The following is a 24,266-nucleotide window of genomic DNA, read 5'->3' as shown; positions in this document are numbered from 1 at the left end:
GACCATTCGAAACGGTGTAATAGTTAGAGAGATCTCCATGTCTGGATTTTTATTTCAAAATCAAGCGAATTGACTCCGTAGAATTAGAGCACGTCCTACAGTAGCTGTTTCGCTGTCCCTGGCTTGAAATGGTATAGAGAAACTTAGATGAGCTATATAATTGAGTTACAAGCTGGCCAGTTTGCTAGATTCGTGGCGAAAGGCAACAGTGTTGTTCTGTTCGCCGCCTCTTGGTGTAAGCCCTGTCAAGAGATGAAGCCAGTATTTAACGCCCTGGCGGATAAACTTCATGCTCGTGTTAAATTTGGAAAGATTGATATAGCGGCTTCTCCGAAAATCTCCCAAAGATACGGTATTCGATCGGTGCCATCTTTGGCTGTTTTTCACGAAGGCCACTTGTGTTCGATATTGACCGGCTCTCGCTCGGTCGGTGCATTAAAAAAAGCAATCCTTTCTCAGCTTAAGCACAGTTTTTAGAAAATCACTAATTCAATGACGAGGCAAAGCCCGCAGACACGCTTTCGGTTTTTGTCGAAAAACTCTCCAGCACCATTCAATTTACCACTCTTCTGAGTAACAGCCTCCGCGCCTCGGAACAGCCCCTTCAACGGCAATGTCGTAAAGGCTTTCCTGCAACCTCAAGACTTCGTCCTCAGAATCCTACTCAAGCTGGAAGCTCTAGCAGACTTCAGCCGAGGTCGCAAATTACACATTCATACATTCGAATGTGTTAATGTGTCTTGGCATTCATCATCTTAGAGGCACCATGACTGATCTCAGCCTGTTTCAACCCCTTTCCCTTGGAGGCCTTGAGCTTAAGAATCGTATCTCGCTTCCTCCTCTGACTCGTTCCAGAAGCTCCCAACCAGGTGATATTCCCAACGATCTGATGGTTACCTATTACCGGCAACGGGCCACGGCAGGCTTCATGGTTACTGAAGGGGCCCAGATCGAACCGCGTGGTCAGGGCTACGCCTGGACTCCTGGAATATACAGCGATGATCAGGTAGAAGGCTGGCGAAAAGTAACCGATGCAGTCCATGCGGAAGGATCTGTCATTTTTTGCCAGCTTTGGCATGTAGGACGCGTGTCACACACCAGTCTCCAACCTGGTGGAAATCCGCCGATCGCGCCATCTGCTGTTCGTGCCACGGCCGTCAAAGTCTTTATCGAAACCGGCCCACAAACCGGTGCACTTGCTGAACCCAGCGAGCCTGTCGAGTTGACGACTGATCAGGTTAAGGAACTTGTCCAGCTATATCGTAAGGCAGCATTGAACGCCAAAAAAGCTGGCTTCGACGGAGTTGAGCTTCACTGCGCCAATGGCTACCTAGTGAACCAGTTCATCTCCGAGCATACCAACCGCCGGACTGATGAGTACGGTGGATCGTTGGTTAATCGGCTGAGATTCCTTCGTGAAATCTGCGAAGCGGTGATCAGTGTTTTCGGTGGTGGGCGGGTGGGTGTGCGGTTTGCGCCATTGTTCGAGACCACGCAGGAAGAGCGTGTCTACTTAGGCCTTGTGGAGCCCGATCCTCATCATACCTATATCGAAGCCGTTAAAATCCTTGAGGAGTTGGGAGTAGGATATCTTTCGATTGCAGAGGCTGACTGGGAATCTGCTCCAGATCTGCCGGATTCTTTTCGTAGAGCGTTACGCGAGGCGTTTTCAGCGCCAATCATGTATTCCGGACGATACACAGAGGAGAAAGCGAAGGAAATTCTAGCAAAAGGGTATGGAGACCTGTTTGGCTTTGGCCGTACCTTCATTGCTAACCCAGATCTTCCGCTACGCATCAGGAACGGGCTGAGATTAAATCCAGTCAACGCTGCGACGCTGTATGGCGGAGGAGGGGAGGGTTACATCGACTATCCTTTCTACAACGCTTAAGATGATCGGTTTGCGATAGGAGCTCTCCGCTTGCGGAGGAAGCAACCCAGATGATGGATTTGAATGAGACGCTCAAAGTACTCTCCAGCCCTGTGCGCAGAAAGGTGTTGATGTGGCTGAAAGACCCTTTCACGTCATTCCATGACCAGACGCAGATTTATTCCTTTGACGTGTATGGCGTCTGCGCCAGTCTCATTCAGGAAAAGGCCGGGCTTTCGCAGCCGGCTACCTCCCTATGCTTGAAAGCTCTCGCTGATCAAGGCCTGGTTGTTGCGACCAAGGTAGGTAAGTGGACTTACTACAAGCGTCACGAGCAGCAACTGGTCGTAACGTTGAATGAGCTCTTTGCAGATTTAGGGGTGTAGTACCGACGCTATGGTCGCTCAGGACATGCGATGCAGAGAGGGTGGCGGCGTCGACCCTGCAGGGCTAATGAAAGCACGGAACTGTTGGTGTCTGCCACTGTACGCTTCGGCCAAGTCAGTAGCTTCCTGATTCTCGGCCTTGAACTGTACGCAAGTGCTCTTCAATCCTATCAAGATAAAGCGACCTAAGTTCAGCAACCATCGGAGCCAAAACAGGATTGCCCCCGAAGTCTGCAAGGATAGTGTCGATTAATTGACGAACTCGCTTCCTTGCCTCCTGGACACTCTCAGGGATAAGAGGGTCGTATTCGATCTTTTCCATTTCGATATCGAGTTTTTTCAAGGACTCCTCAGCGGCAATCATTTGGGCTCGAAGGTCGTCGAGTGGTGGCATCGCTAACGTCCTAGTATTTCGATGAATGGATTTATTCGGCCCCGACCGCCCATCTTGCACGAAAGACTACGTGCCATGTGGCGCTTTAGGCATCGCCCGCACGGCTGCCAGTGCCTGTACAGCGGCTTTAGGCAAGCCAAGTGTTCGGGTCTTATCCAAGTGCTTAATCCTCAGCTCGATCTTGTTCTGGCCAGTTATTGATTGGGTGAGCTCGATCTTCATTGAAGATCTCCGTCAGCAAAGCGTTAGCTCGCTTATACGTATCATGCCTGAAACTTGCATCATCCATTGGTTGTGTAGACATTTCTTCAAGCATCTGCAGATTCAGGCGTCTGAATCGATCCGCTCTTTCACGTGCCTCATAGCGCCCCACGCCTATGAACTCAAGGGCGGTTCTGCCCAAGGAAAGGGCACTCTCGAAGGTTTCTCGTTCAACCGCTTCGACCCCCAGTTGTCGAAGGGCAATAATGTGCTCCATGTCCCGGGCGCGTACGACGAGCTTCACGTGTGGAAAGTGCTCTTGGGCCAGTCTTGTCAGCTTCAGGTTATCTGCTCGGTCGTCTATCGCGTTGATCAGTACAACCGCCTTCGCTGCACCCGCAGCTTCTAGCAGGTCTAGCCGCGTGGCGTCGCCGTAAAACACCTTCACTCCAAATTTTCGCAGCGTTTCAATATGGTCGGGATCATGATCGAGCACCACGACCTCTACTCCACAGGAAATGAGCAGGCGACCTGCTATTTGGCCGAAGCGTCCGAATCCGGCGATGATCACCAGTGGGTTTTGTTGGTCAATGGTGTCCGGTTCCAGGCCGGATTTTTTAGAGGCAGACTCCAAGCGGTTGAGAAGCAAAATAAGCACGGGTGTTACGCACATCGACAGAGCTACTGCCAGAGTCAAGCTTTTTCCCCACTGGTCTGTAAGCAAACCTGCAATCGTCGCAGCGCCGAACACTACAAAAGCGAATTCGCTACCTTGGCCTAGCAGCACCGCCTGCCACCAGCGTTGACCGGAAGGCACATTCAAGAGTCGGCCTGAGGCTTTGATCACCACCAGTTTGATGGCGATGAACCCGATTGTCAGAGCGATGACTTTGAATGGCGTATTGAATAGCGTACCAAAGTCAATCGACATCCCGACGCCGATAAAGAACAAACCTAGCAGCAGTCCTTTGAAGGGCTCAATATCGCTTTCCAGGGCATGGCGGTATTCTGAGCTTGCCAGCAAAACGCCTGCCAGGAATGCCCCCATCGCCATCGACAAGCCAGCCTCTTCAAGAAGGAGGCCGAATCCGAAAACCAGAAAGAGTGCTACAGCACTGAAAATTTCGCGCAGCCCGGAGCGAGCTACGAAGCGCAGTAAGGGGCGGGAGACATATTGGCCCAGTAACACTACAGTAGCGATTGCACCAACAATTTTAGCGATCGATAGTGCCAGGTCTGCGCCGGAAGGTGTGCCGCCCGTTGCTGCCAAGAGCGGAATCATAGCAACTAGTGGGATAGCGGCTATGTCCTGAAACAGCAACACTGCGAAGGTGCTTCGGCCAACCGAAGTGGGGGTTAGGTTGCGCTCGTTCATGGCTTGCATGGCTATTGCCGTAGAAGAGAGGCTGAGTGTGAGCCCCACGAGCAGTGCCGCAGCCCAATTCAAGCCAAGCACAGCGCAGAATAATGCGATGGCCACACCACACGCGACCATCTGAAGCGTACCTCCACCGAACACCATCCTGCGCATTGCCCAAAGCCGTTTGGGATCAAGCTCAAGGCCGATGATGAATAACATCAGCACTACGCCAATTTCGGCAAATTCTAGAATCGCCTGGACATCCGTGACCAGCTTCAGCCCCCAAGGCCCGATAAGGCACCCGGCGAGCAGATAGCCCAGCACCGGGCCAAGGCCCATTCTCACGGCAATAGGTACGATCAAGGCCGCTGAACCCAAATAAATGAGCATTTCAATCAGGCTGTGAGCTTCCACATCAATCTTCCTTCCAGGAGGCCAAGCGCGCGTAATAGTGCTCGATTTGTGAGTGTAGGGAGTCGGGTGCAGCTGCATACGCGCCGTGTACCACGACCGGGTTCAGCCAGCGCATGTTGCAATAGATTGCCGTTGCGTGGAGGGGTTGAGCCAGCACCGAGAAACCTGGGTGGTCACCTATTTGGAAATGATCGTGCTCGCCACCCGTCGTGACGGCCCACAGCAGACTCTTATCTTTGAGGGCGACAGAGCCTTTGCCGTATGCCCAACCGTGAGTGAATACTTTATCGATCCATAATTTCAAAAGGGGCGGGGAGCTGTACCAATACATCGGATGTTGCAATACGAGCAGCTGTGCTTGATCGACCGCTCTCTGTTCAGCCTCAACGTCGATATTGAAGTCCGGATAAAGGTCGTACAGGGAGCGTATGACTATGTCCGGATTGCTGGATACGCGTTCGAGCATTGCTTGATTAACAAGTGATTTTTCGGGGTAGGGATGAGCGTAAATGATAAGAATCAAGATGACCTCCAGAATGTCCGTTAGGTCGATGAGCGATAGAGCCCACCCCACGTAGAGGATGGTTTTCATTCAAGCACTTTGATGCCAATCTATGTCTTTTGAATGAAAAAGCCCCTCCTAGAAAAGATGCCAAGTCCCAAGGAACGAGATGCACCAAATCCAGAAAAGGCTTGATTATCAGGGCAGCGCTTTATTCGCCAGCTTGTAGCTTAAGCACCTTTTCTGCGGTGATTGCCTCTCCTGCAATACCCCAACTGCCGCTTTTGACTTCCTCGAAAAGAACCCAAGTGAGAGCGCGCATGTTTTCACCCTCGACTGAGACCATGGCCTCGGTAACTTTGTGAATCGCCTCGGCTTTTTGTTCTTCCGTGAAAACGCCTTCGATACCTTTAATAATGACTAACGGCATAGTGTGCTCCATTTCAGTAAGGGCTATAGGTCAGTACCGAAGACGCCCATATCTTCGTGACTTTGGGGCGCGGGTTCTATCCGGTCTTTACAGCAGACATGACTGGTAGCTCCGCATTACGACAGGACTGCCCACGCATAACTCAACGTAGGCTGTGCCTTAAAGCAATTACGCTTCAGCCGAAACCCGCTGAGCAGCGTTAGCGTAAGTCGGATAGTCGGTGTAACCCTTGTCAATCGAATCGCTGACGCCGTAGTAGGTTGCGCGATCGCCTTCCGCCAATGGCCAGCCGTTCTGCATACGCTCTACCAGATCAGGGTTGGCAATGTAGGCGGTGCCGAAAGCGATCAGGTCGAGTTCACCTTTGGCCAGTTCAGACTCTGCGATCTCTTTGGTGAAGCCGCCAGCAGCCATCAAGGTGCCTTTGTAGGCTTCGCGGAAGGCGGCGCCGAAACCCGGAGGTGTTTGCGCGGCGAGGATGGTTGGTTGGTAATTCAGGTGAACGAACGCTAGTTCCCGTTCATTGAGGGCTGCCGCCATGCTCATCCAGGTTTCTTCTTCACCGTCGTACACGCCGAAGTCGTACAGGCGACCAAACGGCGAGAAACGGACACCAATCTGGGAACCACCGATTTCAGCAGCAATTGCGTCAATGGTCTCCAGCAGGAAGCGCTGACGGTTGGCAATGGAGCCACCGTACTGGTCGGTTCGAGTGTTCAGGGCGCTGCTCAGGAACTGATCGAACAGAAAGCCGTTCGCCGCCATGATTTCGATACCATCAAAGCCTGCGTCCATTGCCATTCGCGCAGATTTCACAAAGTCCGCGATAACGCGCTTTACTTCCTCAGTTTCCAGAGCACGTGGTGCGCTGGGTTGAACCGGGCCTGATTTACCAGGCTCGATCCACGCATACACCGTGGTATCAACCGCAGGCACCGTACCCGAGGAGACCGGTACCATGCCATGCACCGAGACATGAGACATACGGCCAACGTGCCAGAGTTGCGCAAAAATCTTCCCACCCTTGGCATGCACGGCTTCAGTGACTTTGCGCCATCCTGGCAAGTGCTCATCTTCGTAAATGCCAGGGGTGTACAGATAGCCGCGAGCCTCGTCGGAGATAGGCAGGCCTTCGGTGATCAGCAAGCCGGCAGAAGCACGTTGCGCGTAATACAGTGCGTTGGATTCATTTGGAATGTTGTTCAGGGTACGGGTGCGGGTCATCGGCGCCATGACAACACGGTTTTTCAGCGCATTGCCTGACAAATCGTAAGGGGTGAATAGCTTATTCATGATTAATCTCGACGTCGTTAAAGAGTTGAAGGGCGGAGAAAGATTTATGACTTGTCGAAGGCGTCGAGCACGTGAGTGCTGTAGACCAGCGCAGCCCCTGCGTTCATGTTGATTGCTACACCCAAAGCCTCTGCCACCTCTTCAGTAGTTACGCCGAGCTTTTTGGCCTCTGCGGCGTGAAAAGCGATGCAGCCATCACAGCGGGTAGTCACCGCTACGGCTAACGAAATCAGTTCGCGTGTTTTGGCGTCCAGCTGGTTTGTTTTCGCGCCAGCACCTCCTAGCGAAGCCATACCTTTCATGGTTTCTGGGGACAGGCCGTTCAGCTCTACCAGGCGGGCGTTGATGTCTTTACGAGTTTGCTTCCAATCTTGCATGGGATACTCACCTGGGCGTGGCGCCCTGTAGGGTTGCTGTAGATTAATTTGAATCTGAGACGAATCTACCATCTAGTTGGTAGGTTGGCAATAGTGAGTGATAGGCGGCTCGATCATATGACTTGATGAGAAATGGAATTCGGAGATGCCTCTGCGGCATTTGCCTGCACACCCTTTGCTCTGGAGTTAGCAGTCATGCTCAGGGGCCGATTGGCATTCAGAGCGAGGGCCTAACCTTCAGAGCTGAAAGCAACCTGCGGTATTAGCGTCATGCCCATGCGGGGGGGGGGGGGGATAGGTGCAACGGCTGCTGATACCTAAGCGCTCAACATGTTGATTGATTTTTCGTGAGCATCGTTGGCCTGGAAACCAGCGGGCTAGTGGTCATGATGAAAGTGCGTGCCTAGCTCCTGTCGTTGCAACAGAGCCAGACGCAACCGCAGCACCTGAAGGGTTAGTCCGCGACCGGTGTACGCATGGTGACGAACTCTTCAGCGGACGTCGGATGCACGGCGATGGTTTCGTCGAAATCGCGCTTGGTTGCACCCGACTTCAGCGCAATCGCCACACCCTGCACGATCTCGCCGGCCTCCGGGCCGACCATATGGCAGCCCAAGACCTTGTCGGTCTTGGTGTCCACCACCAGCTTCATCAAAGTGCGCTCCTGGCATTCGGTCAGCGAAAATTTCATCGGCCGGAAGCGGCTTTCAAAGATCACTACTTCGTGCCCGGCCTCTCGCGCCTCTTCTTCGGTCAACCCGACAGTGCCGATGTTAGGCTGACTGAACACTGCCGTCGGGATCATCTTGTAATCCACCGGACGATACTGCTCAGGCTTGAACAGTCGCCGCGCCACGGCCATGCCTTCGGCCAGTGCGACCGGCGTCAGTTGCACCCGACCAATCACATCGCCCAGGGCCAGGATCGACGGTTCAGCGGTTTGATACAGTTCATCGACCTCGACAAAACCTTTCTTGTCGAGTTTGACTGCAGTGTTTTCCAAGCCCAGGTTGTCGAGCATCGGTCGTCGACCAGTGGCGTAAAACACACAATCTGCCTCCAGTACTCGACCATCCGTGAGGGTTGCTCTCAGGCTGCCATCGGCTTGTTTGTCGATACGCTCGATGTCGGCATTGAATTGCAGATCCATGCCACGCCTGGTCAACTCTTCCTGCAAATGTTTGCGTACCGCACCGTCGAAGCCGCGCAGGAACAGACCACCGCGATACAGCAGCGTGGTCTTGGCACCTAGGCCGTGGAAGATCCCGGCAAACTCCACGGCAATGTAACCACCACCGACCACGAGAACGCGCTTGGGCAGCTCCTTAAGGAAGAATGCCTGATTGGAACTGATCGCGTGCTCATGCCCAGGAATCTGCGGGGACTGCGGCCAACCACCGGTAGTGATCAGGATGTTGTTAGCGGTGTAGCGCTCGCCATTGACCTCGACGGTATGCGGATCGACGATTTTTGCGTGGCCCTCATGCAGTGTTGCACCGCTGTTGACCAGCAGATTGCGATAGATGCCGTTCAGGCGATGGATCTCGCGATCCTTGTTGGCAATCAGCGTCGCCCAGTCGAACTTTGCCTCGCCCGGAGTCCAGCCAAAACCTTGCGACTGCTCGAAGTCTTCGGCGAAGTGTGCTCCGTAGACCAGCAGTTTTTTCGGAACGCAGCCAACGTTCACGCACGTGCCACCCAAGTAGCGACTTTCGGCTACAGCCACTTTCGCGCCAAAACCGGCGGAAAAACGCGCTGCCCGCACGCCTCCGGAACCAGCGCCAATCACATAAAGGTCAAAATCGTAGGCCATTTTCAATCTCCTTGACAGGCAACCAGCATGACGGCGGGGTTGGTTAATAGTGGGCCGGACAGTCGTTGGGAGTCAGCGGATCATCGGGCGCATACCCGTGGGGCTGCCTGGGGATTTCTGGTAGTTGACTTAACGCTACCATTCAGTTGGTAGGTGTGCAATTGCGCGCGCCGAGTGGCTTCATCGTCTGAGGAGTGGAGGGGAAAGTGGTGGGCTGCGAATCTTTTGCGTTTAACTACGGTGTTATTGACTCGTGTGGGAGTGTAAAGGGCTAAGCTGAAACTGAATCATTACCCATGATAAGTACCACTTTCCTGTGCTTTTATTTCTATTTATCAGGTGCCACTGAGCAATGGAGAACACGAAAAAGCCCGGCTTGTCGGGCCGGGCTTATGTGGACAATGCGGAATCTATTCATTTATGCATTGCGGCTTTCGATTAAGCGATCCGAGCCGCCTTCGGCAACGCGACGCTCAAGCAGGCGATCCGAGCCACCTTCGGCAACACGACGCTCAAGCAGGCGATCCGAGCCACCTTCGGCAACACGACGCTCAAGCAGTCGATCCGAGCCGCCTTCGGCAACGCGCCGCTCAAGCAGGCGATCCGAGCCACCTTCGGCAACACGACGCTCAAGCAGGCGATCCGAGCCACCTTCGGCAACACGACGCTCAAGCAGTCGATCCGAGCCGCCTTCGGCAACGCGCCGCTCAAGCAGACGATCCGAGCCACCTTCGGCCACGCGACGCTCAAGCAGGCGATCCGAGCCACCTTCCCGACGCTAACAGACGATCGGCCACCCGGCCACGCGACGCTCAAGCAGGCGATCCGAGCCACCTTCGGCCACGCGACGCTCAAGCAGGCGATCCGAGCCACCTTCGGCAACACGACGCTCAAGCAGACGATCCGAGCCACCTTCGGCCACGCGACGCTCAAGCAGGCGATCCGAGCCACCTTCGGCCACGCGACGCTCAAGCAGGCGATCCGAGCCGCCTTCGGCAACACGACGCTCAAGCAGACGATCCGAGCCACCTTCGGCCACGCGACGCTCAAGCAGGCGATCCGAGCCACCTTCGGCGACAAGTGGTTGGGTAGAGGTCGCGGCGAAAGCGTTAACTGTAAGGGCAGAGAATACGATGCTGAGGATGGTTTGGCGTTTCATGATTCTGTGCTCCAGGGGAGTTGTATGACATGGAGCTGATGTTACGCCGTCGATTTTTTTTGAGAACTTCATTGAGTTGATGGTGACTATCGATGTCAACAATGGATGTGAAAGAGCTTGAAGAGAGCATGGAGGCTTCGCCGACGTCTCTGACGCAGGTGACTTGACCATTCCAGGTTGCTGCGTGGTACCCAGCTTGAGTGATTGGTTGCTGTGCTTGTCTACGGAGCAGGCCACCTGCGTGTTAGCAAATTTAGACAGATCCAGTAAACACGGCTGAGTGGGCGTGATCCGGCTGACGATCTGAGGACGTCCTCACGCGTCTGTCGACGCAGTGGGGGCGTGAAATCTACCAGTTGCTATGCCGCATAAGCTGTAACTGGTTTAGTCGCACAATGGGGGCGGAGGCATATCTATCTTCTCCGTTACCGCTTACTATTAAGGGCAGATAACTTTTGCAGTAAAGTCGCAACGCCGCTTCAGGATTTTTGTTAGTCGCTCTAAGCCATCTGTGGATACAGCCCGTGACTCATACAAATCACCTCGTCAACTACGTCAATGCCATCTTGGGGTTTTCCTCGCCTCGCACCGCGCACCTTGAAAGTTCGAATCAAGAAACTTGGTTCGACCAGGGATACACCGTCACCGCAGAGGAAAAAACCTATGCCTTCGATGACGGCGCACTCATTAAACGGACAGCGGAACAGGATGACTATCCCAGTGATGCGGCCTGCGCCGAATGTTGGATTTTCTACGAAGTCGTTCGCCAGCCGCTCGACAAAGCGGTCAGCCCTTGCCACGTCAGCTTCAACAGTGCATGTCGGGAAGCCTATTGGCAACGGTACTTCTCCGCTTAACAGCAGAATCTCACCAGAGTTTCATTTCGACCTAGCCCGCTCTGCGAAGCCAAGGCATGGGACACATCGTCTTTGGCGTAAGAGTCAGGAAGGTGTGCTGGCCGGACGCAAACCCAAGGTCATCCGCTGGTTTACATGCCCTATCTCGGAATTATTCCATGGTCTATTGCATACTTTACCAATGCAGCAGGTTTGTCTATGTTGAGTTTGCGTCGAATGCTTAGGCGGTGGGTCTCTACAGTCCTAACGCTGATATTAAGTTCACGTGCCATTTCCTTGTTGTTCAGTCCTTGGGCCATTTTATATAAAACTTGGCTTTCACGGGGTGTTAGTTCGTTGCTAGTGCCATCATCAAGAAGGAGTTTTTGCGCGATTTCAGCACTATAGAAGGTACCTCCGTTTGCGATGGCTTCAATCGCAGCGACAATCTCTCGGGAGGGGGCATTTTTTAACACGTAGCCACTTGCACCCGAGCGTAGGGATTCGCTTACGTATTCTTTACTGTCATGCATGCTGAGCACTAGAACCTTCAGCGAGGGATATCTGTCGCGTAATTTTCGTGTGAGGTCAAGACCGTTTATGTCAGGAAGGTTGATGTCAACCAACAAAAGATCCGGTTTGCTGTGCTCAACCATCTCTATAGCAGTCGCGCCATTTTCAGCCTCACCAACCACGGTCACAGTTGGAATGACGGATAGCAGGGCCCTGATCCCATCACGGACTAGGGAGTGATCATCGACTAAGGCTAAACGGATTTGTGTTGATAAGCTCATTGAGGCTGCCTGCTGCTATCGATGTAGAGTGAGTCAGAGTTTTGTACAAGGAATACTCATTGGTATCACGATATCCAGTTCACTCCTGCCAGGTGCTGATGCCATATGAAATCGGCCACCGAAGTGCTCGACGCGTTCGCGTATGTTCCTGAGCCCGATCCCAGCATGGCGACGCTCAACTTTATTGACGTTAAAGCCGATCCCATCGTCGATGATCCTCAACCGAACAGATTGCTCTGATCCAAACAGAGTGATGGATACGTTTTGGGCTTGAGCGTGTCGCTCGATATTGGATAACCCTTCCTGAACGATTCGAAAAAGCGAGACGGGTACCCCTTCGTCCAAGAGGCATTCAAACTCATTGGTCTCGAACGTCACCCTAAGTCCGCTGCGCTGCTCGAATTCCTCAGCGAGTTGCCCGATCGCGGCAGGAAGCCCCAGGGTGTCCAGCAGCGAAGAGCGTAGGTCGTGTGAAATGCTCCGAACCTCCCCAATAGCCTCTCCTAGGCGCTCTGTAGCCTCTTTCAAGATAACTGTACCTCGGGTTTCTCCGCTTTCAAGCAGAAAGCCTGCTAGCTCAAGTTTGTACTTTATGGATACGAGAACCTGGCTGATGCCATCGTGAAGCTCGCGAGAAACGCGCGAACGTTCCTCTTCCTGGAGGCTGACAATTCGCTGGTTTAAGCGCTGAAGCTTGGTGTCCGCTAGCCGATGCTCACTTAGGTTCAATGTCATGCCGCTTGCAAACACAAATAAGACTGCTATTAGGGCAACGACAGCAATCGAAACCATCGTCTTGCGGATGCCATGAGCCACTTCATCACGTGCTTGCTGAGTGGCTCGCTCAACGTCCTCAAGGTAGATCCCGGTTCCGATCATCCAACCCCATCGTTCTAACATTACGACGTAGGCGAGCTTATCGGTCACTTGCCCGGACGAAGGCTTGTTCCATGCGTAGCGTTGAAAGCCCTCGCCAGACTTGGCACTTTTTAGTAACGCTTGAATCACTAGCAGGCCGTGTGGATCCCTCATATCCATGAGGTCTTTGCCTACCAGCTCTGACTGCCGGGCATGCATCAGACTGTGGCCTTGGCGGTCGTAGACGAAAAAGTAACCATTTATACCGAAGCTCAGCTTCCTGAGTTCGTCCAGGACTTTTTGCTTGGCATGCTCGTCACCCTGGCCCTCGTTGTATAGGGGGGCAATCAAGCTCTGCGCCATTGCGACATAGTTTTTTAGCTCTGCACGCTTGCTGACCAGAATGCTGTCTTCGATCAGCTGCGCTTGTTGGTCGCCCAGCTGGTTGTTTAGGGAAATCACAAGCGCGCAAATCGCGGCAATAGCTAACAGGAGGGGTAAGACCCCCAGTGCGACAATTTTGTGTTTGAGCAGCATTTCCACTCCTGTCCAGACCTTACGATCGATCTGCGGTCTTGGAGTCATGAGACCTGAGGTCAGTGAAGGTTTGGCATCTTATGCCAACGCCTGGCGCAACGAGTAGCTGAAACGGTCTTAAACGACTGAGGGATCCTATGGAAGGTGTGCGTCTCAGTAAAACTACGTAGCCGTGGGGACGTAGTTCTGCGGATTTATTTGTAGCGGGCATACGCGGATATTGGCCGCTGCCGCGCAGCGGACACAAATATAAAAATCACGGTCGACAGCCTGTAGGGTGTCGACAGGAGACACGTAATGACCCATCTGGCTAAACACATTGCCTGGTTTGCCGTGGCTATTCTGGGAGCATTCGCGCTGAGCGTCGTGGCCTTGCGCCGTGGCGAAGCTATCAATGCTCTCTGGATCGTAGTCGCAGCAGTCGCCATCTATCTTGTCGCATACCGATACTACAGTCTGTTCATCGCCGAAAGAGTGATGCAGCTAGACCCTCGTCGAGCCACTCCCGCCGTAGTCAACAACGACGGCCTGGATTATGTGCCGACCAACAAGCACGTGCTCTTCGGGCATCACTTCGCTGCCATTGCTGGTGCGGGGCCTTTGGTTGGGCCGGTACTGGCTGCCCAGATGGGCTACCTGCCTGGAACGCTTTGGCTGATAGCCGGCGTGGTGCTTGCCGGCGCGGTACAAGACTTCATGGTGCTATTCCTGTCTACCCGCCGCAACGGTCGCTCTTTGGGGGACATGGTGCGAGAGGAGATGGGAAGAGTTCCAGGAACGATCGCGCTGTTCGGCTGCTTCCTTATCATGATCATCATCCTTGCTGTATTAGCGCTGATTGTGGTCAAGGCACTGGCCGAGAGTCCCTGGGGCATCTTCACCGTAATGGCCACTATTCCGATCGCGATGTTTATGGGCGTTTACATGCGCTATATCCGTCCCGGGCGTATCGGAGAGATCTCGGTAATTGGGGTATTGCTGCTGTTGGGCTCGATCTGGTTAGGGGGGCAGATTGCCGCTGATCCAGTTTGGGCCAAGGCTTTTACCTTTACCGGTATTCAAATCACTTGGATGCTCATCGGCTACGGCTTCGTCGCTGCGGTACTGCCTGTATGGCTGATCTTGGCACCGCGTGACTACCTGTCGACGTTCCTCAAAATCGGCACTATTGTTGCGCTTGCTGTCGGAATTCTGGTCACTATGCCCGAGCTCAAAATGCCGGCGTTGACGCAGTTCACCGATGGCACGGGGCCGGTGTGGAAAGGGGGCTTGTTCCCGTTCCTGTTTATTACCATTGCCTGTGGTGCCGTCTCAGGATTCCACGCGCTGATAGCCTCTGGCACAACACCTAAATTGCTTGCGAGCGAAGGTCATGCCCGGTACATCGGCTACGGCGGTATGTTGATGGAGTCCTTCGTAGCGATCATGGCCATGGTGGCTGCGTCGGTAATTGAGCCTGGTGTTTACTTCGCCATGAACAGTCCTGCCGCTATCGTTGGTGCTGATGCAGTATCAGTAGCGCAGACGGTTAGCAGTTGGGGGTTCACCATCTCCCCGGATCAGCTTGAGTCGGTAGCTAAAGATATCGGTGAAACCACCATCCTCGCTCGCGCAGGGGGGGCGCCGACACTAGCAGTAGGTATTGCCCAAATTTTGCACCATGTCCTGCCGGGTGAGAACACCATGGCGTTCTGGTACCACTTTGCAATCTTGTTCGAGGCGCTATTCATCTTGACCGCTGTCGATGCTGGCACCAGGGCAGGGCGCTTCATGTTGCAGGATTTGTTGGGTTCCTTTGTTCCTGCCTTGCGCCGTACAGAGTCTTGGACTGCGAACCTTATTGCCACCGCTGGCTGTGTGGCATTGTGGGGCTACCTGCTCTATCAAGGCGTGATCGATCCGTTGGGTGGTATCAATACGCTTTGGCCGCTGTTCGGCATCTCCAACCAGATGTTGGCAGGTATCGCTTTAATGCTGGGTACCGTCGTGCTTATCAAAATGAAGCGTCAACGCTACGTTTGGGTGACCCTACTTCCAGCGATCTGGCTGCTGATTTGCACCACGACTGCAGGATTCATCAAGTTGTTCGATGCTAATCCTGCTATGGGTTTCCTGGCGTTGGCCCGTAAGTACAGTGATGCGCAGGCCAATGGTCAGATTTTGGCACCGGCGAAGGACATTTCGCAGATGCAGCATGTGATCTTCAATGCCTATACGAACGCCACACTCACAGCCCTGTTCTTGCTTGTTATGTTTAGCATCTTGTTCTACGCGCTCAAGGTGGGGATTGCAGCGTGGGGTAGCAAGGAACGGACTGATAAAGAGGCGCCTTACCAAGCACTACCTGATGCATAACTGAGGGAAGTAACGTGTTCAATGACCTGAGTCGCTTCGGTAAATACCTGGGTCAGGCAGCGCGTCTGATGGTTGGCATGCCTGACTACGACACCTATGTCGAGCACATGCAGACCAAGCACCCGGACAAACCCATGATGTCATATGAGGATTTCTTTCGAGAGCGACAGGAAGCTCGATATGGTGGTGGCAACGGCCAGCCGCGTTGCTGTTAGGTGCCTTGAAGAATTTATCTGCGTAGTCGATTGCGCCCAATACTATGTATTGGGCGCTTTGCGTCTAGGTCTAGGAAACGCGCAAAAATGAGAGAGGCAAATGGTGGCATTTGCTGACACCAGCACCTTCAAGAGTCCTTGGATCAGCCCAGCGCAGCGCCATGCTTTGGCAATGGCAGTTATCCAGCGCCCGGCCGCCTCAGCCAAGCCAGTTGTCCAGACTGTCGCGTAAATCTTCCAGAGTTCTCCTTTACGGCTTGTTAAATTTTTCGAGATGGTAATTCAACCAAATATGGTGCGTTCCATCGATGTCAATTGTGATCCCTCCTGACCCTGAAATCCCTTTCAAACCATCCGTACCACTGCCTCCGACTATGCAGAAAAACTCATCTGCACGATCAACTCCGGTAGTGGAGGCGGAATGAATGAAGTTAAAGGATCCTTCCACCCCATTCACCGAGCCCTTGAAACTCTCCATCGCGATGTAGCTGCCCCTTCTTGACGCTTGGTCGAACGCTGCAGTAAAGGCTGTTGAAGAAATACCATCGATAGCTCCTGTATAGGACTTTTCCATGGAGCTGATTGACACTGGTATGTAGTGGTCTAATGATTCCGGACACCCATTTAGGCGAGAATGCTCGCCACAGAGAGGTGTCTGATGACCAAGCAACGCCGTACCTTTACGCCCGAGTTCAAGCGCGAAGCCGCCAGCCTGGTGCTCGATCAGGGCTACAGCCATATCGAAGCAGCTCGATCACTTGGGTTGGTTGAGTCGGCCCTGCGCCGCTGGGTCAACCAGCTCCAGCAAGAACGAGGCGGTGTCACTCCGACCAGTAAGGCGCTCACGCCCGAGCAGCAAAAAATCCAGGAGCTGGAAGCTCGGATCAATCGGCTGGAACGGGAAAAATCTATATTAAAAAAGGCCACCGCGCTCTTGATGGCCGAGGAACACGAGCGTTCGCGTTAATCGATCAACTCCGTTCTGAGGAGCCTGTTGATCTGTTGTGCTCGGTATTTGAAGTCACCCGATCTTGCTACTACGCACACTGCCGAAAACGTCGAACTCCCGACGTTGAGCGGCTGGTTTTACGCAGCCGTGTGAACGAATTGTTCACCCAAAGCCGCAGTGCCGCAGGCAGTCGAAGCATCATGTTCATGATGCGCGAGGACGGCATAGAAATCGGGCGTTTCAAGGTGCGCAAGCTGATGAGCGAAATGAAGCTGATCAGCAAGCAACCCGGCTCACATGCCTACAAAAAGGCGACGGTCGAGCGGCCGGATATTCCGAACGTGCTGGATCGAGAGTTCAGCGTATCGGCACCCAATGAGGTCTGGTGTGGTGACATCACGTATGTCTGGGCTCAAGGTCGCTGGCACTATTTGGCGGCTGTGATTGATCTGTTCGCCCGCCGCGTGGTGGGCTGGGCGTTTTCATCGAAGCCCGATGCCGACCTGGTGATCAAGGCCTTGGACATGGCCTATGAGCAGCGTGGTCGACCTCAGAATGTGCTGTTTCACAGCGACCAAGGAAGTCAATACGGCAGCCGAAGCTTCCGTCAGCGACTGTGGCGCTATCGTTTTAAGCAGAGCATGAGCCGACGTGGAAACTGCCACGACAACGCGCCGATGGAACGGTTGTTTCGCAGTTTGAAAACGGAATGGGTACCGACCGTGGGCTACATGAGCGCTTCGCTGGCACAGCAGGATATCGGCCGGTTTTTGATGCAGCGCTACAACTGGCAACGGCCGCATCAATTTAACAGCGGGCTGGCGCCCGCTGTGGCCGAGGAGAAACTTAACGCAGTGTCCGGGATTAGTTGACCACTACACAACGCGGTGTGCTCGTTTGGTGGTGAGAGGTGTAGATAAACGTGTATTCAAGAGAAGTCTTCCACTGGGTAGAGTCAGATTTCCTAAATGAGCATCCGTTGACCTTTCGCGTCAGAGGTGGGAAATCGGTCAACCTAGGTACTTGAGCTCACTCTCCAGCATTCTCTGCAACTCACTGTATGAGTTTGAGCCCATGATTAGCTTTGAGAGCTTTCCCTCTCTAAATACTGCGATTGAAGGAACTCCGTGAATATTCAGTGTTTTCGCAACCATTGGGGACTGAGCGACATCAACATGTACAAATGAAGCGAGCTGAGAGTAGGCGTCAGCGAGCTTTTGAAAGATAGGCTTCATTCCAATACATGGGCCGCACCAAGGGGCAGAGAAATAGACCACAAGTATTCTATTGGGTACGCTGAGCTCTCTATAGAGCTTGTCAGTATCCAAGTCATAAACTTCACTCATAGAAAATATCTCCCAGCTTGTGCTTAGAGTGCTGCTCAAGGCCGCCAGATACAGTTTTGGTGGCCTTTCAGCTATGATGCTGCCAGATCTTATATGATCTTCAAGTGGGGAGATATTTTGATTTCTCTCGCCATATTATGGAAGTTCGGTGAGGTTTTCATTACGTCTGCATGAAGTTCCTCGATTTTTTCCTGAGGTGCGTCTGCGCAAATCCTAACAGTGTAGTGAATTTCATTGACACCAGGGTTGAGGGTGTCATCAAGCCCCAAGAAGCCACGCAGGTCGAGGTTAGTGTCCGTTTCAATCTCAAGGCTTTTAATTTTGATGCCCTTTGCTGCAGCGCTTGTCACGTAGCCGACCGACATGCATGCATTTAAGGCAGCAAGCAGCAGCTCCATTGGGCCGGGCGCTGTATTTTCACCAAGCAGCTCAACAGGCTCGTCCGAGACGATCTTGAAGTCTCGCTCCAGCCGCTTACCGGCAAGGCTACACTGGGTTACATGCGTAACGCTCTTCGTTTGACCCATCCATTGAGTATGAACATTGAAGCGGGCTTCAGCTTTTTGATCATCTGAAGCTACTTCGTGAGCGAAGCTCTCTAGATTAGTAACGTTGATACCATTCACGATGTTGCTCATACACTGACTGCCTACAGCAAGTTTTAGGGTTGTTCGTTGACTTGCGACCGTATTTTCTCAGTTGTCGCAGCCGTTTAGGCCGCAGGTCTGTCCTTGGAAAGATTCGGCTTCGATAGCGTCTAAGTGCATGCGCTGCAGTGCTTGTTTGAAAGCGTCAACGGTTTGGGCTCCCGAGATGTAGAAACCGTTGTTGAAGACAAACAGAGGAACGCCGTTCGCGATCTCATGAGCCTCTTTCTCATCTTTGGCGATCAAGCTAGGCAGCGCTTCATCATTCCAGGCGCGCTGGACGAAGCTTGCCGAAATACCTACTTCTGCCGCAATTTCCGCTAATGAGCTCTCTTCGAAGATAGAGCGACCGTCGGTGGTGCTGGCCTCATATAGGCGTTCGCTGAGAACCATTTTTGTGTAGCTATCGTCGACTGCTTTTACGAGAGCGTGTGCCTTCGTAGTGTCTCCAAATAGCATCGTGTCAAAGTTGTAAACGAGGCCTACTTCTCTGGCGTTCGCAACGACAGCTTGGATCATCCCGTTGGCAGACTGCTCGTTGCCAAACTTCTGTACAAGAACCTGTTTGATCGGTGCAGCTTTTTGACCCGCCGCGAGACGAAACGCCTTGTAGTTCACTTGAACCAAGTCTTTATGTTCGAAATCGGCGAGGGCCATCTCGAAGCGGCGTTTTGCAATCCAGCACCAAGGGCAGACGAAGTCCGACCAAACGTTGATCGTAATTGATTTGGATTCTGCGTTCATTTTATATCACCTTGAGAGGTTCAGCAGTTCGGGTGTTAGTGGGGGGAGCTGACTGGGAAAGGATGGCGACTCGCCAGGGCAAAAGCCCTTTTAGGTCATTCTTTGTCGAAGGCGTCTAGCACGTGGGTGCTATAAACCAGAGCTGCGCCGGCGTTCATGTTGATTGCTACGCCGAGGGCTTCCGAGACCTCCTCAACCGTGACACCAAGCTTCTTAGCTTCAGCGACGTGGAAAGCAATGCAGCCGTCGCAGCGGGTGGTTACTGCCACTGCAAGAGAAATCAGCTCGCGGGTCTTCGCATCAAGGTGGTTGGTTTTCGCGCCGGCCCCGCCCAGTGCCATTACGCCCTTGATGGTTTCTGGTGAAAGCGAGCCCAGCTGCATAACGTGGGCATTAATGTCTTGTCGGGCTTTTTTCCAATCTTGCATGTGATCCTCGCGGCTACGCCGAGGCGTAGAAATGAAAAATTTGAGTGTGGTTCCTTGAATGCAGATTGAGCCTACCATCTAGTAGGTAGATCGTGCAATGCTGTTTTTTGTGACGTGCAGATTCGTCCGGTCAACGGGCGAAAACACATCCGGCGAGGTTGTGCCTGAGGCCTGCACGCGGCTCCACATTTTGATTTCAAGGCACTTCAGTCGCTTAGCTGCACCCCTGGACGTTGAGCTATCTGTGCTCTCAGCGATGTCGGTAGCTCAGGCGACTCCTGCAACGGATGTGAGTTGAGCCGACGTTGCAGGTAAGCGCTTTGACCGGTGCGATTGGTCTGAAGGGGAGTTAGGGGCCAAGCGCTAGACCAGTAGGGTGGCTTCACGATTAGGCTTCGAGGTTGGGCTCATCGTTGATGGGCGCAATATTAGAAACCGGCGAACGCTGAAGAGGAGGGCGCCAGTGTTACCCCGAATACTCGTACCCAAGCTGGCGCAGGAATTAGGAAACATTGATTAAAGCTAACGCGAAAAATGTCACCAGAATTATTAAGAACATCATCGACCAAGAACTGCTTGTGGCAGTCTCTTTCTCTTGTCGCTGCGCCGACTCACTATCGCAGCAAAGGGGAGTTACTTTCCCTTGTTCTCTCGCCTTCTTTAGAGCCAAAATTGAGCAGTATCGCATACAGGTATCCCTTTCAGTGGTGATACTTATACAGCTATAAATACCTTGAGCTCCAGGCGGTAATGCATGAAGCAACATACTCTGCGTCTCGGCTGTTGGTGAGTAGGTGGTCAGCAGAGTCCAGCGAAATGAAACTCTTGGGGTGTTTAGCTGTCTGGTAAATTTTTTGAGCTTGTTCTATCGATACAACATCGTCGGTAGGGGAGTGAAAAATAAGCAGTGCGCGCCGGAGGTTCGCGATACTTTTATCCTGCTGGTGGCTTTCAATATCATCAAGAAACTGTTTTTTTATAGTGAACTCTCTTCCTGCAAGCGTCACTCTATATTCACCAATGTCTCTGATGGCTTCTACTTGACCTTTGAATTGCTTCATAACATGGGCCGCATCAGCAGGAGCGCCGATTGTCACAACACCTTTTGCTTCTGGAATGTGCTTAGCCGCTGCGATGACTGCGGCGCCACCCAAACTGTGGCCAATCAAAAGGGATGGAGCCTGGTATGTATTACGTAAATACTCCGCCGCAGCTACCAAGTCGGCTACGTTGGAAGAAAAATTACTATTGGAGAAGTCACCGTCACTGCCGCCCAGACCTGTGAAATCAAATCGAAGCACAGCGATGTTATTGTCGACCAGCGCCTTGGCAATTCGCGCAGCTGCTTTAATATCTTTTCCACAGGTGAAACAGTGTGCGAACAATGCGTAAGCACTGGGCGACTCAGGTACCTCAAACAGACCTGAAAGGCTTATACCTTTGGGGTTTGGAAACGTGATCTTCTGTTTGCTCATGGTGAATTCCGTGGGAAGCGTTGACTGGCGTAAGGTTCTCGGCTAAGGCGTCATGGCAATGCGAGCTCCGAACCGTGAAGGCAACGAAAGCCTACCATCTAGTAGGTTTGCTGGCAATGAAGGTAGCTCTGCTTGATTTTTCGTGCTGAGTTCATGCGAGGCGGCTAGATCCTCAGCGCGCGCGAGCAAGCCAAAGTCGACACCACCCGCCGACGGAGTAGATTCGAACTACACGTGCGCCTCCAACAAGCTCTTCTGGCCTGGTACTCGGCTAGCTGGGGCAAGTGAAAAGCTAATGGGCGTGCTCGGCGGCGTAGATACCAGGTGGGGTAGGGGCACCTGATACCTTGGTACGCTCAAGCCCACCGCCGTCCAGCCACCAAAGGGTGCTTATAGGCGCGCTGCAATAAGAGCTCGGTCTGCGCGAAGTTAAACACCGATACGTCCACGGGGCACAAGGGTGGAACGATGTGATGGCTGGTGAGCGCACGGAAATGCTCGATGTCGCTTACCAGCTGGCGCATGTTCATCACGCTGACGGTATGCAGGGCCAACGCGTCCAAACCGCCGTCCACCAAATACCGATCAGAGATTTGTACACAGGGAAAACTAGCGGAATGGCCGCGCTGGCCAATAGCGCTTGCTCGAATTCGCCACTGGATAGAACGGTCTCGGCATCGCTGAGCAAATCGGTGGAGCGGGAGCGCCGCGCCCTCAATGCGATGGATGGGCAGTGCCTGTCCTAGCAATCGGTAAAACGCCGCTGGTTGCAACAGAAAACCACGTCGGTTGATTAACCCTTTGCAGGTACCGATCCAGGAGAGGGGGAAGATGTAACTCTTACTCAGCCCGCGCCAGAAGCCTGCCAGCGCTTCGACACCTGCAATATTGGGCCTTGCAGCAAAGTAGACACCGTTGATGGGCCTACAGAAGCGCCTACCACAAAGTCGAATTGAACATTAGCCTCGACCAGGGCTTGCAACATACCCATCTGCACCGCGCCCAGACTGCCTCCGCCAGCGAATACGATTGCATTTTTGCTTGCCATTCTCGAGGTCTCCGAGCAGCAACCTATCGAAGCAGTGTAGCTGACTGACCCACGTTACTTCCGATATTCACTCATGGGAGTGCTTCTGCCAGTCATGACTGCCGGAGCAAAAGTTTCTGAGGCCGTAAGCAATACTCAGCTAGTTCGCCGCTAACACAGACAGTCTGATTTTTATAGCTAAAAATCAGACTGGGCTGGACTATTCTAGGTAGTTTAGATGCACCCATTGGAAGTGAGGGCTGCGATGGATTTTCTGCATGGGCTGGGATGCGTCGACGGATTACTGCTCGAAAAATGGGGAATTGTGAAAGCGTTCCAAATAATCGGGTATGTACTATTCGTTATTGGGCTTCTGGACTATTTTAATAAATTACACATGCTGGAGTCAGCATTGCAGTTCATAATGCAAAACCTATCCAGGCTTGTGGAGTATATAGGGGTGGTTAGGCTGGTCACGTTAAGTATCGACTGGATTCTTCCGGGTCACATGAGAACCCCCAGATGGCGGGTGCGAGCGCTTATTAGCATTGGCCTTCGATCTCCACCTGTAACAATCGGCTCGTTGATTCTTATCTTTGTAATATTTTCCTTGCAGTCTAGAGGAGTGATTTCTGATAAGGGTGCCCCGGACAAAGTATTTTTCGGCGCACTATCTGCAATTAAGCAAAGTATACTGGCAGCACTGGGTGGGCGAGAAGGAGGAGCTCTAGATTACGCAATTATTATTTTAGGCACGTGGATTGTTGTATTAGGAATTTCCGCAACTGCTTACCTTGCTGTGGCAGCGATCTTGATTTCAATTACACTTATATTGAACTTGATCAGCCTAACCCTTGTGATCCTTGCAAAGCCGAAAAAGGGCATAGTCCTGACTTTCGGCGTGATTTTTTCGATCATTTACTTGGCTTATGAGTCACTGCCTTTATGCAGCACCACTCTACCGTAGTCGCCCGACAGATGAAGACTAGTTAAAGGTGTGTAACAATCATACCAGTCGATCTTGGGCGACGGGGTCGCGAAATCCGATAGGAGGTTTATCGGCAGACGGGCATTCCGGTCGGCGTATGCATTGCCTCGACCAAGCCCTTGGCAAAGCTCGCCAATCACCGTAAAGAAATGGCAGGGCCAGCCCGGTACGCTTCGCTATCTGATGCAGCGAGAGCTTGTCGCGGAAGTACATCCGCCGAATTTTTCCCATCATTTCCATGCTGATCACCTGGTGTTCTTTTGCTCGGAAAGTGAGCAGAAGCAGTTGAACACCTGGGTCAGTTTTCAGTCGGCAGAACAGCCTTTAATGGGTCAGTTTTCGGTCAGCGGCAACAGGCCGGCCATTACCCGGACGAGGATGAACGTCTACAGGTCAGCATCCTGGATTACCTGAGATTCCAGAGCGAGTTCGTCACGAAGGACTACATCCCTACAGCCGACATTCTGGCCCATCTGGGTGACAGAGGCTTTGGCGACCTGTCGGAGCAGCGGGTACGGTCAAGTGGTATTGCGAAGCTTCGGGATGCTGATGTCATCATCACAAGTACATCCAAAGGCTACAAAATTCCCCAGACAAGAGCTGACATCAATGACTTTCTGGAGATGGCCTCTGGCGTGGTCGTGCCATTGCTTGAGCGTGTTAAAAAGGCCCGTGAGGTATACAAGCTTAGTAGTCGTGGTGAGTACGACATCATCAAGGTGTCCAGGATTATGGATCTAGAGAAGCTCCTATCTTCACTTGATGCTTTCGCTCCAGACCGATGATTGATAAGGGCAGGAGTTATGTCTTGGCTTTGAGAATTTTCAAAGCTAGTTAAACCGAACGAAGATCCACCACCAACGTCATA

At 52.8% G+C, this 24,266-nt stretch carries 25 protein-coding genes and 1 pseudogene; 8 read left to right on the top strand and 18 right to left on the bottom strand.

Annotation, left to right across the window (positions count from 1 at the left end):
• Positions 1-147 precede the first annotated feature (147 nt).
• The 3 genes from F8N82_RS14930 to F8N82_RS14920 all read left to right on the top strand — a co-directional run bounded on the left by F8N82_RS14930 (position 148) and on the right by F8N82_RS14920 (position 2,256).
• Entirely contained in the window at positions 148-477 is a 330-nt protein-coding gene (locus tag F8N82_RS14930) for a thioredoxin family protein (protein WP_150777090.1), read from the top strand.
• 289 nt (positions 478-766) lie between these two features.
• Positions 767-1,891, top strand: coding sequence for an alkene reductase (locus F8N82_RS14925; RefSeq protein ID WP_150777089.1), 1,125 nt, complete (start codon positions 767-769; stop codon positions 1,889-1,891).
• A gap of 50 nt (positions 1,892-1,941) precedes the next feature.
• Entirely contained in the window at positions 1,942-2,256 is a 315-nt protein-coding gene (locus tag F8N82_RS14920) for an ArsR/SmtB family transcription factor (protein WP_100782334.1), read from the top strand.
• Between the two features lie 115 nt (positions 2,257-2,371).
• Here the strand turns inward: F8N82_RS14920 and F8N82_RS14915 are convergent, their stop codons facing one another.
• The 8 genes and pseudogenes from F8N82_RS14915 to F8N82_RS14880 form a co-directional block, all read right to left on the bottom strand.
• Positions 2,372-2,650 (bottom strand): hypothetical protein, encoded by a 279-nt coding sequence (locus F8N82_RS14915; protein WP_150777088.1) that lies wholly within the window; start codon positions 2,648-2,650, stop codon positions 2,372-2,374.
• 163 nt (positions 2,651-2,813) lie between these two features.
• Entirely contained in the window at positions 2,814-4,625 is a 1,812-nt protein-coding gene (kefC, locus tag F8N82_RS14910; RefSeq protein WP_150777087.1) for a glutathione-regulated potassium-efflux system protein KefC, read from the bottom strand.
• A 1-nt stretch (position 4,626) separates the two neighbouring features.
• Complete coding sequence (gene kefF, locus F8N82_RS14905; protein ID WP_100782364.1) at positions 4,627-5,148, bottom strand: glutathione-regulated potassium-efflux system oxidoreductase KefF; 522 nt, start codon at positions 5,146-5,148, stop codon at positions 4,627-4,629.
• 190 nt (positions 5,149-5,338) lie between these two features.
• On the bottom strand, positions 5,339-5,557 hold the full coding sequence (locus F8N82_RS14900) for a tautomerase family protein (protein ID WP_100782331.1): 219 nt from the start codon (positions 5,555-5,557) through the stop codon (positions 5,339-5,341).
• Between the two features lie 168 nt (positions 5,558-5,725).
• On the bottom strand, positions 5,726-6,850 hold the full coding sequence (locus tag F8N82_RS14895; RefSeq protein ID WP_150777086.1) for an alkene reductase: 1,125 nt from the start codon (positions 6,848-6,850) through the stop codon (positions 5,726-5,728).
• A gap of 44 nt (positions 6,851-6,894) precedes the next feature.
• The gene (locus F8N82_RS14890) at positions 6,895-7,227 is read right to left on the bottom strand and encodes a carboxymuconolactone decarboxylase family protein (RefSeq protein WP_073656864.1); all 333 of its coding nucleotides are present in this window, start codon (positions 7,225-7,227) and stop codon (positions 6,895-6,897) included.
• A gap of 454 nt (positions 7,228-7,681) precedes the next feature.
• A complete protein-coding gene (gene gorA / locus F8N82_RS14885) occupies positions 7,682-9,040 on the bottom strand; it encodes a glutathione-disulfide reductase (RefSeq protein WP_150777085.1) in 1,359 nt (452 codons plus the stop codon).
• A gap of 694 nt (positions 9,041-9,734) precedes the next feature.
• Positions 9,735-10,199 (bottom strand): annotated as a pseudogene (locus tag F8N82_RS14880) (phage infection protein); the annotation flags it as partial.
• A gap of 524 nt (positions 10,200-10,723) precedes the next feature.
• Here F8N82_RS14880 and F8N82_RS14875 point away from each other — a divergent pair.
• On the top strand, positions 10,724-11,056 hold the full coding sequence (locus tag F8N82_RS14875; protein ID WP_136477141.1) for a hypothetical protein: 333 nt from the start codon (positions 10,724-10,726) through the stop codon (positions 11,054-11,056).
• A gap of 140 nt (positions 11,057-11,196) precedes the next feature.
• Here F8N82_RS14875 and F8N82_RS14870 read toward each other — a convergent pair whose 3' ends face one another.
• Both F8N82_RS14870 and F8N82_RS14865 read right to left on the bottom strand, forming a co-directional pair.
• A complete protein-coding gene (locus F8N82_RS14870; RefSeq protein WP_150777084.1) occupies positions 11,197-11,829 on the bottom strand; it encodes a response regulator in 633 nt (210 codons plus the stop codon).
• Between the two features lie 33 nt (positions 11,830-11,862).
• Entirely contained in the window at positions 11,863-13,224 is a 1,362-nt protein-coding gene (locus tag F8N82_RS14865; protein WP_150777083.1) for a cache domain-containing protein, read from the bottom strand.
• 297 nt (positions 13,225-13,521) lie between these two features.
• Here F8N82_RS14865 and F8N82_RS14860 point away from each other — a divergent pair, with 297 nt between their 5' ends.
• On the top strand, positions 13,522-15,579 hold the full coding sequence (locus F8N82_RS14860) for a carbon starvation CstA family protein (RefSeq protein ID WP_150777082.1): 2,058 nt from the start codon (positions 13,522-13,524) through the stop codon (positions 15,577-15,579).
• A 14-nt stretch (positions 15,580-15,593) separates the two neighbouring features.
• Positions 15,594-15,794, top strand: coding sequence for a YbdD/YjiX family protein (locus tag F8N82_RS14855; RefSeq protein WP_150777081.1), 201 nt, complete (start codon positions 15,594-15,596; stop codon positions 15,792-15,794).
• 250 nt (positions 15,795-16,044) lie between these two features.
• Here F8N82_RS14855 and F8N82_RS14850 read toward each other — a convergent pair whose 3' ends face one another.
• Positions 16,045-16,533 carry a DUF3224 domain-containing protein gene (locus tag F8N82_RS14850; protein WP_224793871.1) on the bottom strand — a complete coding sequence of 163 codons (489 nt, stop codon included), beginning with the start codon at positions 16,531-16,533 and terminating at the stop codon, positions 16,045-16,047.
• Here F8N82_RS14850 and F8N82_RS14845 point away from each other — a divergent pair.
• Positions 16,453-17,615, top strand: a protein-coding gene (locus F8N82_RS14845) for an IS3 family transposase (protein WP_338918759.1) whose coding sequence is annotated in 2 segments (ribosomal slippage) — positions 16,453-16,708 and positions 16,708-17,615 — 1,164 coding nt in all. Because the reading frame shifts where the segments join, the coding sequence is not laid out codon by codon here. The genes F8N82_RS14850 and F8N82_RS14845 overlap by 81 nt on opposite strands.
• Before the next feature lie 138 nt (positions 17,616-17,753).
• On the opposite strand, the gene F8N82_RS14840 is transcribed toward F8N82_RS14845, so the two are convergent.
• From F8N82_RS14840 to F8N82_RS27620, 7 genes are all read right to left on the bottom strand, one after another.
• Positions 17,754-18,089, bottom strand: a complete 336-nt coding sequence (locus F8N82_RS14840; RefSeq protein ID WP_100782323.1) for a thioredoxin family protein — start codon at positions 18,087-18,089, stop codon at positions 17,754-17,756.
• An 89-nt stretch (positions 18,090-18,178) separates the two neighbouring features.
• On the bottom strand, positions 18,179-18,727 hold the full coding sequence (locus F8N82_RS14835; RefSeq protein WP_100782322.1) for an OsmC family protein: 549 nt from the start codon (positions 18,725-18,727) through the stop codon (positions 18,179-18,181).
• A 57-nt stretch (positions 18,728-18,784) separates the two neighbouring features.
• Entirely contained in the window at positions 18,785-19,480 is a 696-nt protein-coding gene (locus F8N82_RS14830) for a DsbA family oxidoreductase (protein WP_150777049.1), read from the bottom strand.
• A gap of 95 nt (positions 19,481-19,575) precedes the next feature.
• Positions 19,576-19,908 (bottom strand): carboxymuconolactone decarboxylase family protein, encoded by a 333-nt coding sequence (locus F8N82_RS14825; protein ID WP_150777050.1) that lies wholly within the window; start codon positions 19,906-19,908, stop codon positions 19,576-19,578.
• A gap of 722 nt (positions 19,909-20,630) precedes the next feature.
• The gene (locus F8N82_RS14820) at positions 20,631-21,383 is read right to left on the bottom strand and encodes an alpha/beta hydrolase family protein (protein WP_150777051.1); all 753 of its coding nucleotides are present in this window, start codon (positions 21,381-21,383) and stop codon (positions 20,631-20,633) included.
• Between the two features lie 356 nt (positions 21,384-21,739).
• On the bottom strand, positions 21,740-21,946 hold the full coding sequence (locus F8N82_RS27625; protein WP_425328537.1) for a hypothetical protein: 207 nt from the start codon (positions 21,944-21,946) through the stop codon (positions 21,740-21,742).
• Positions 21,947-22,227: 281 nt separating this feature from the next.
• Positions 22,228-22,431, bottom strand: coding sequence for a patatin-like phospholipase family protein (locus tag F8N82_RS27620; RefSeq protein WP_425328536.1), 204 nt, complete (start codon positions 22,429-22,431; stop codon positions 22,228-22,230).
• Between the two features lie 217 nt (positions 22,432-22,648).
• On the opposite strand from F8N82_RS27620, the gene F8N82_RS14810 reads away from it, so the two are divergent.
• The gene (locus tag F8N82_RS14810) at positions 22,649-23,377 is read left to right on the top strand and encodes a hypothetical protein (RefSeq protein ID WP_150777052.1); all 729 of its coding nucleotides are present in this window, start codon (positions 22,649-22,651) and stop codon (positions 23,375-23,377) included.
• Positions 23,378-24,266: the final 889 nt, after the last annotated feature.

It is taken from the genome of Pseudomonas fluorescens, assembly GCF_902497775.2.
Taxonomy (GTDB): domain Bacteria; phylum Pseudomonadota; class Gammaproteobacteria; order Pseudomonadales; family Pseudomonadaceae; genus Aquipseudomonas; species Aquipseudomonas putida_F.
Note: the sequence above shows the minus strand (reverse complement) of the source record. Positions and strands in the feature narration are given on the sequence as shown.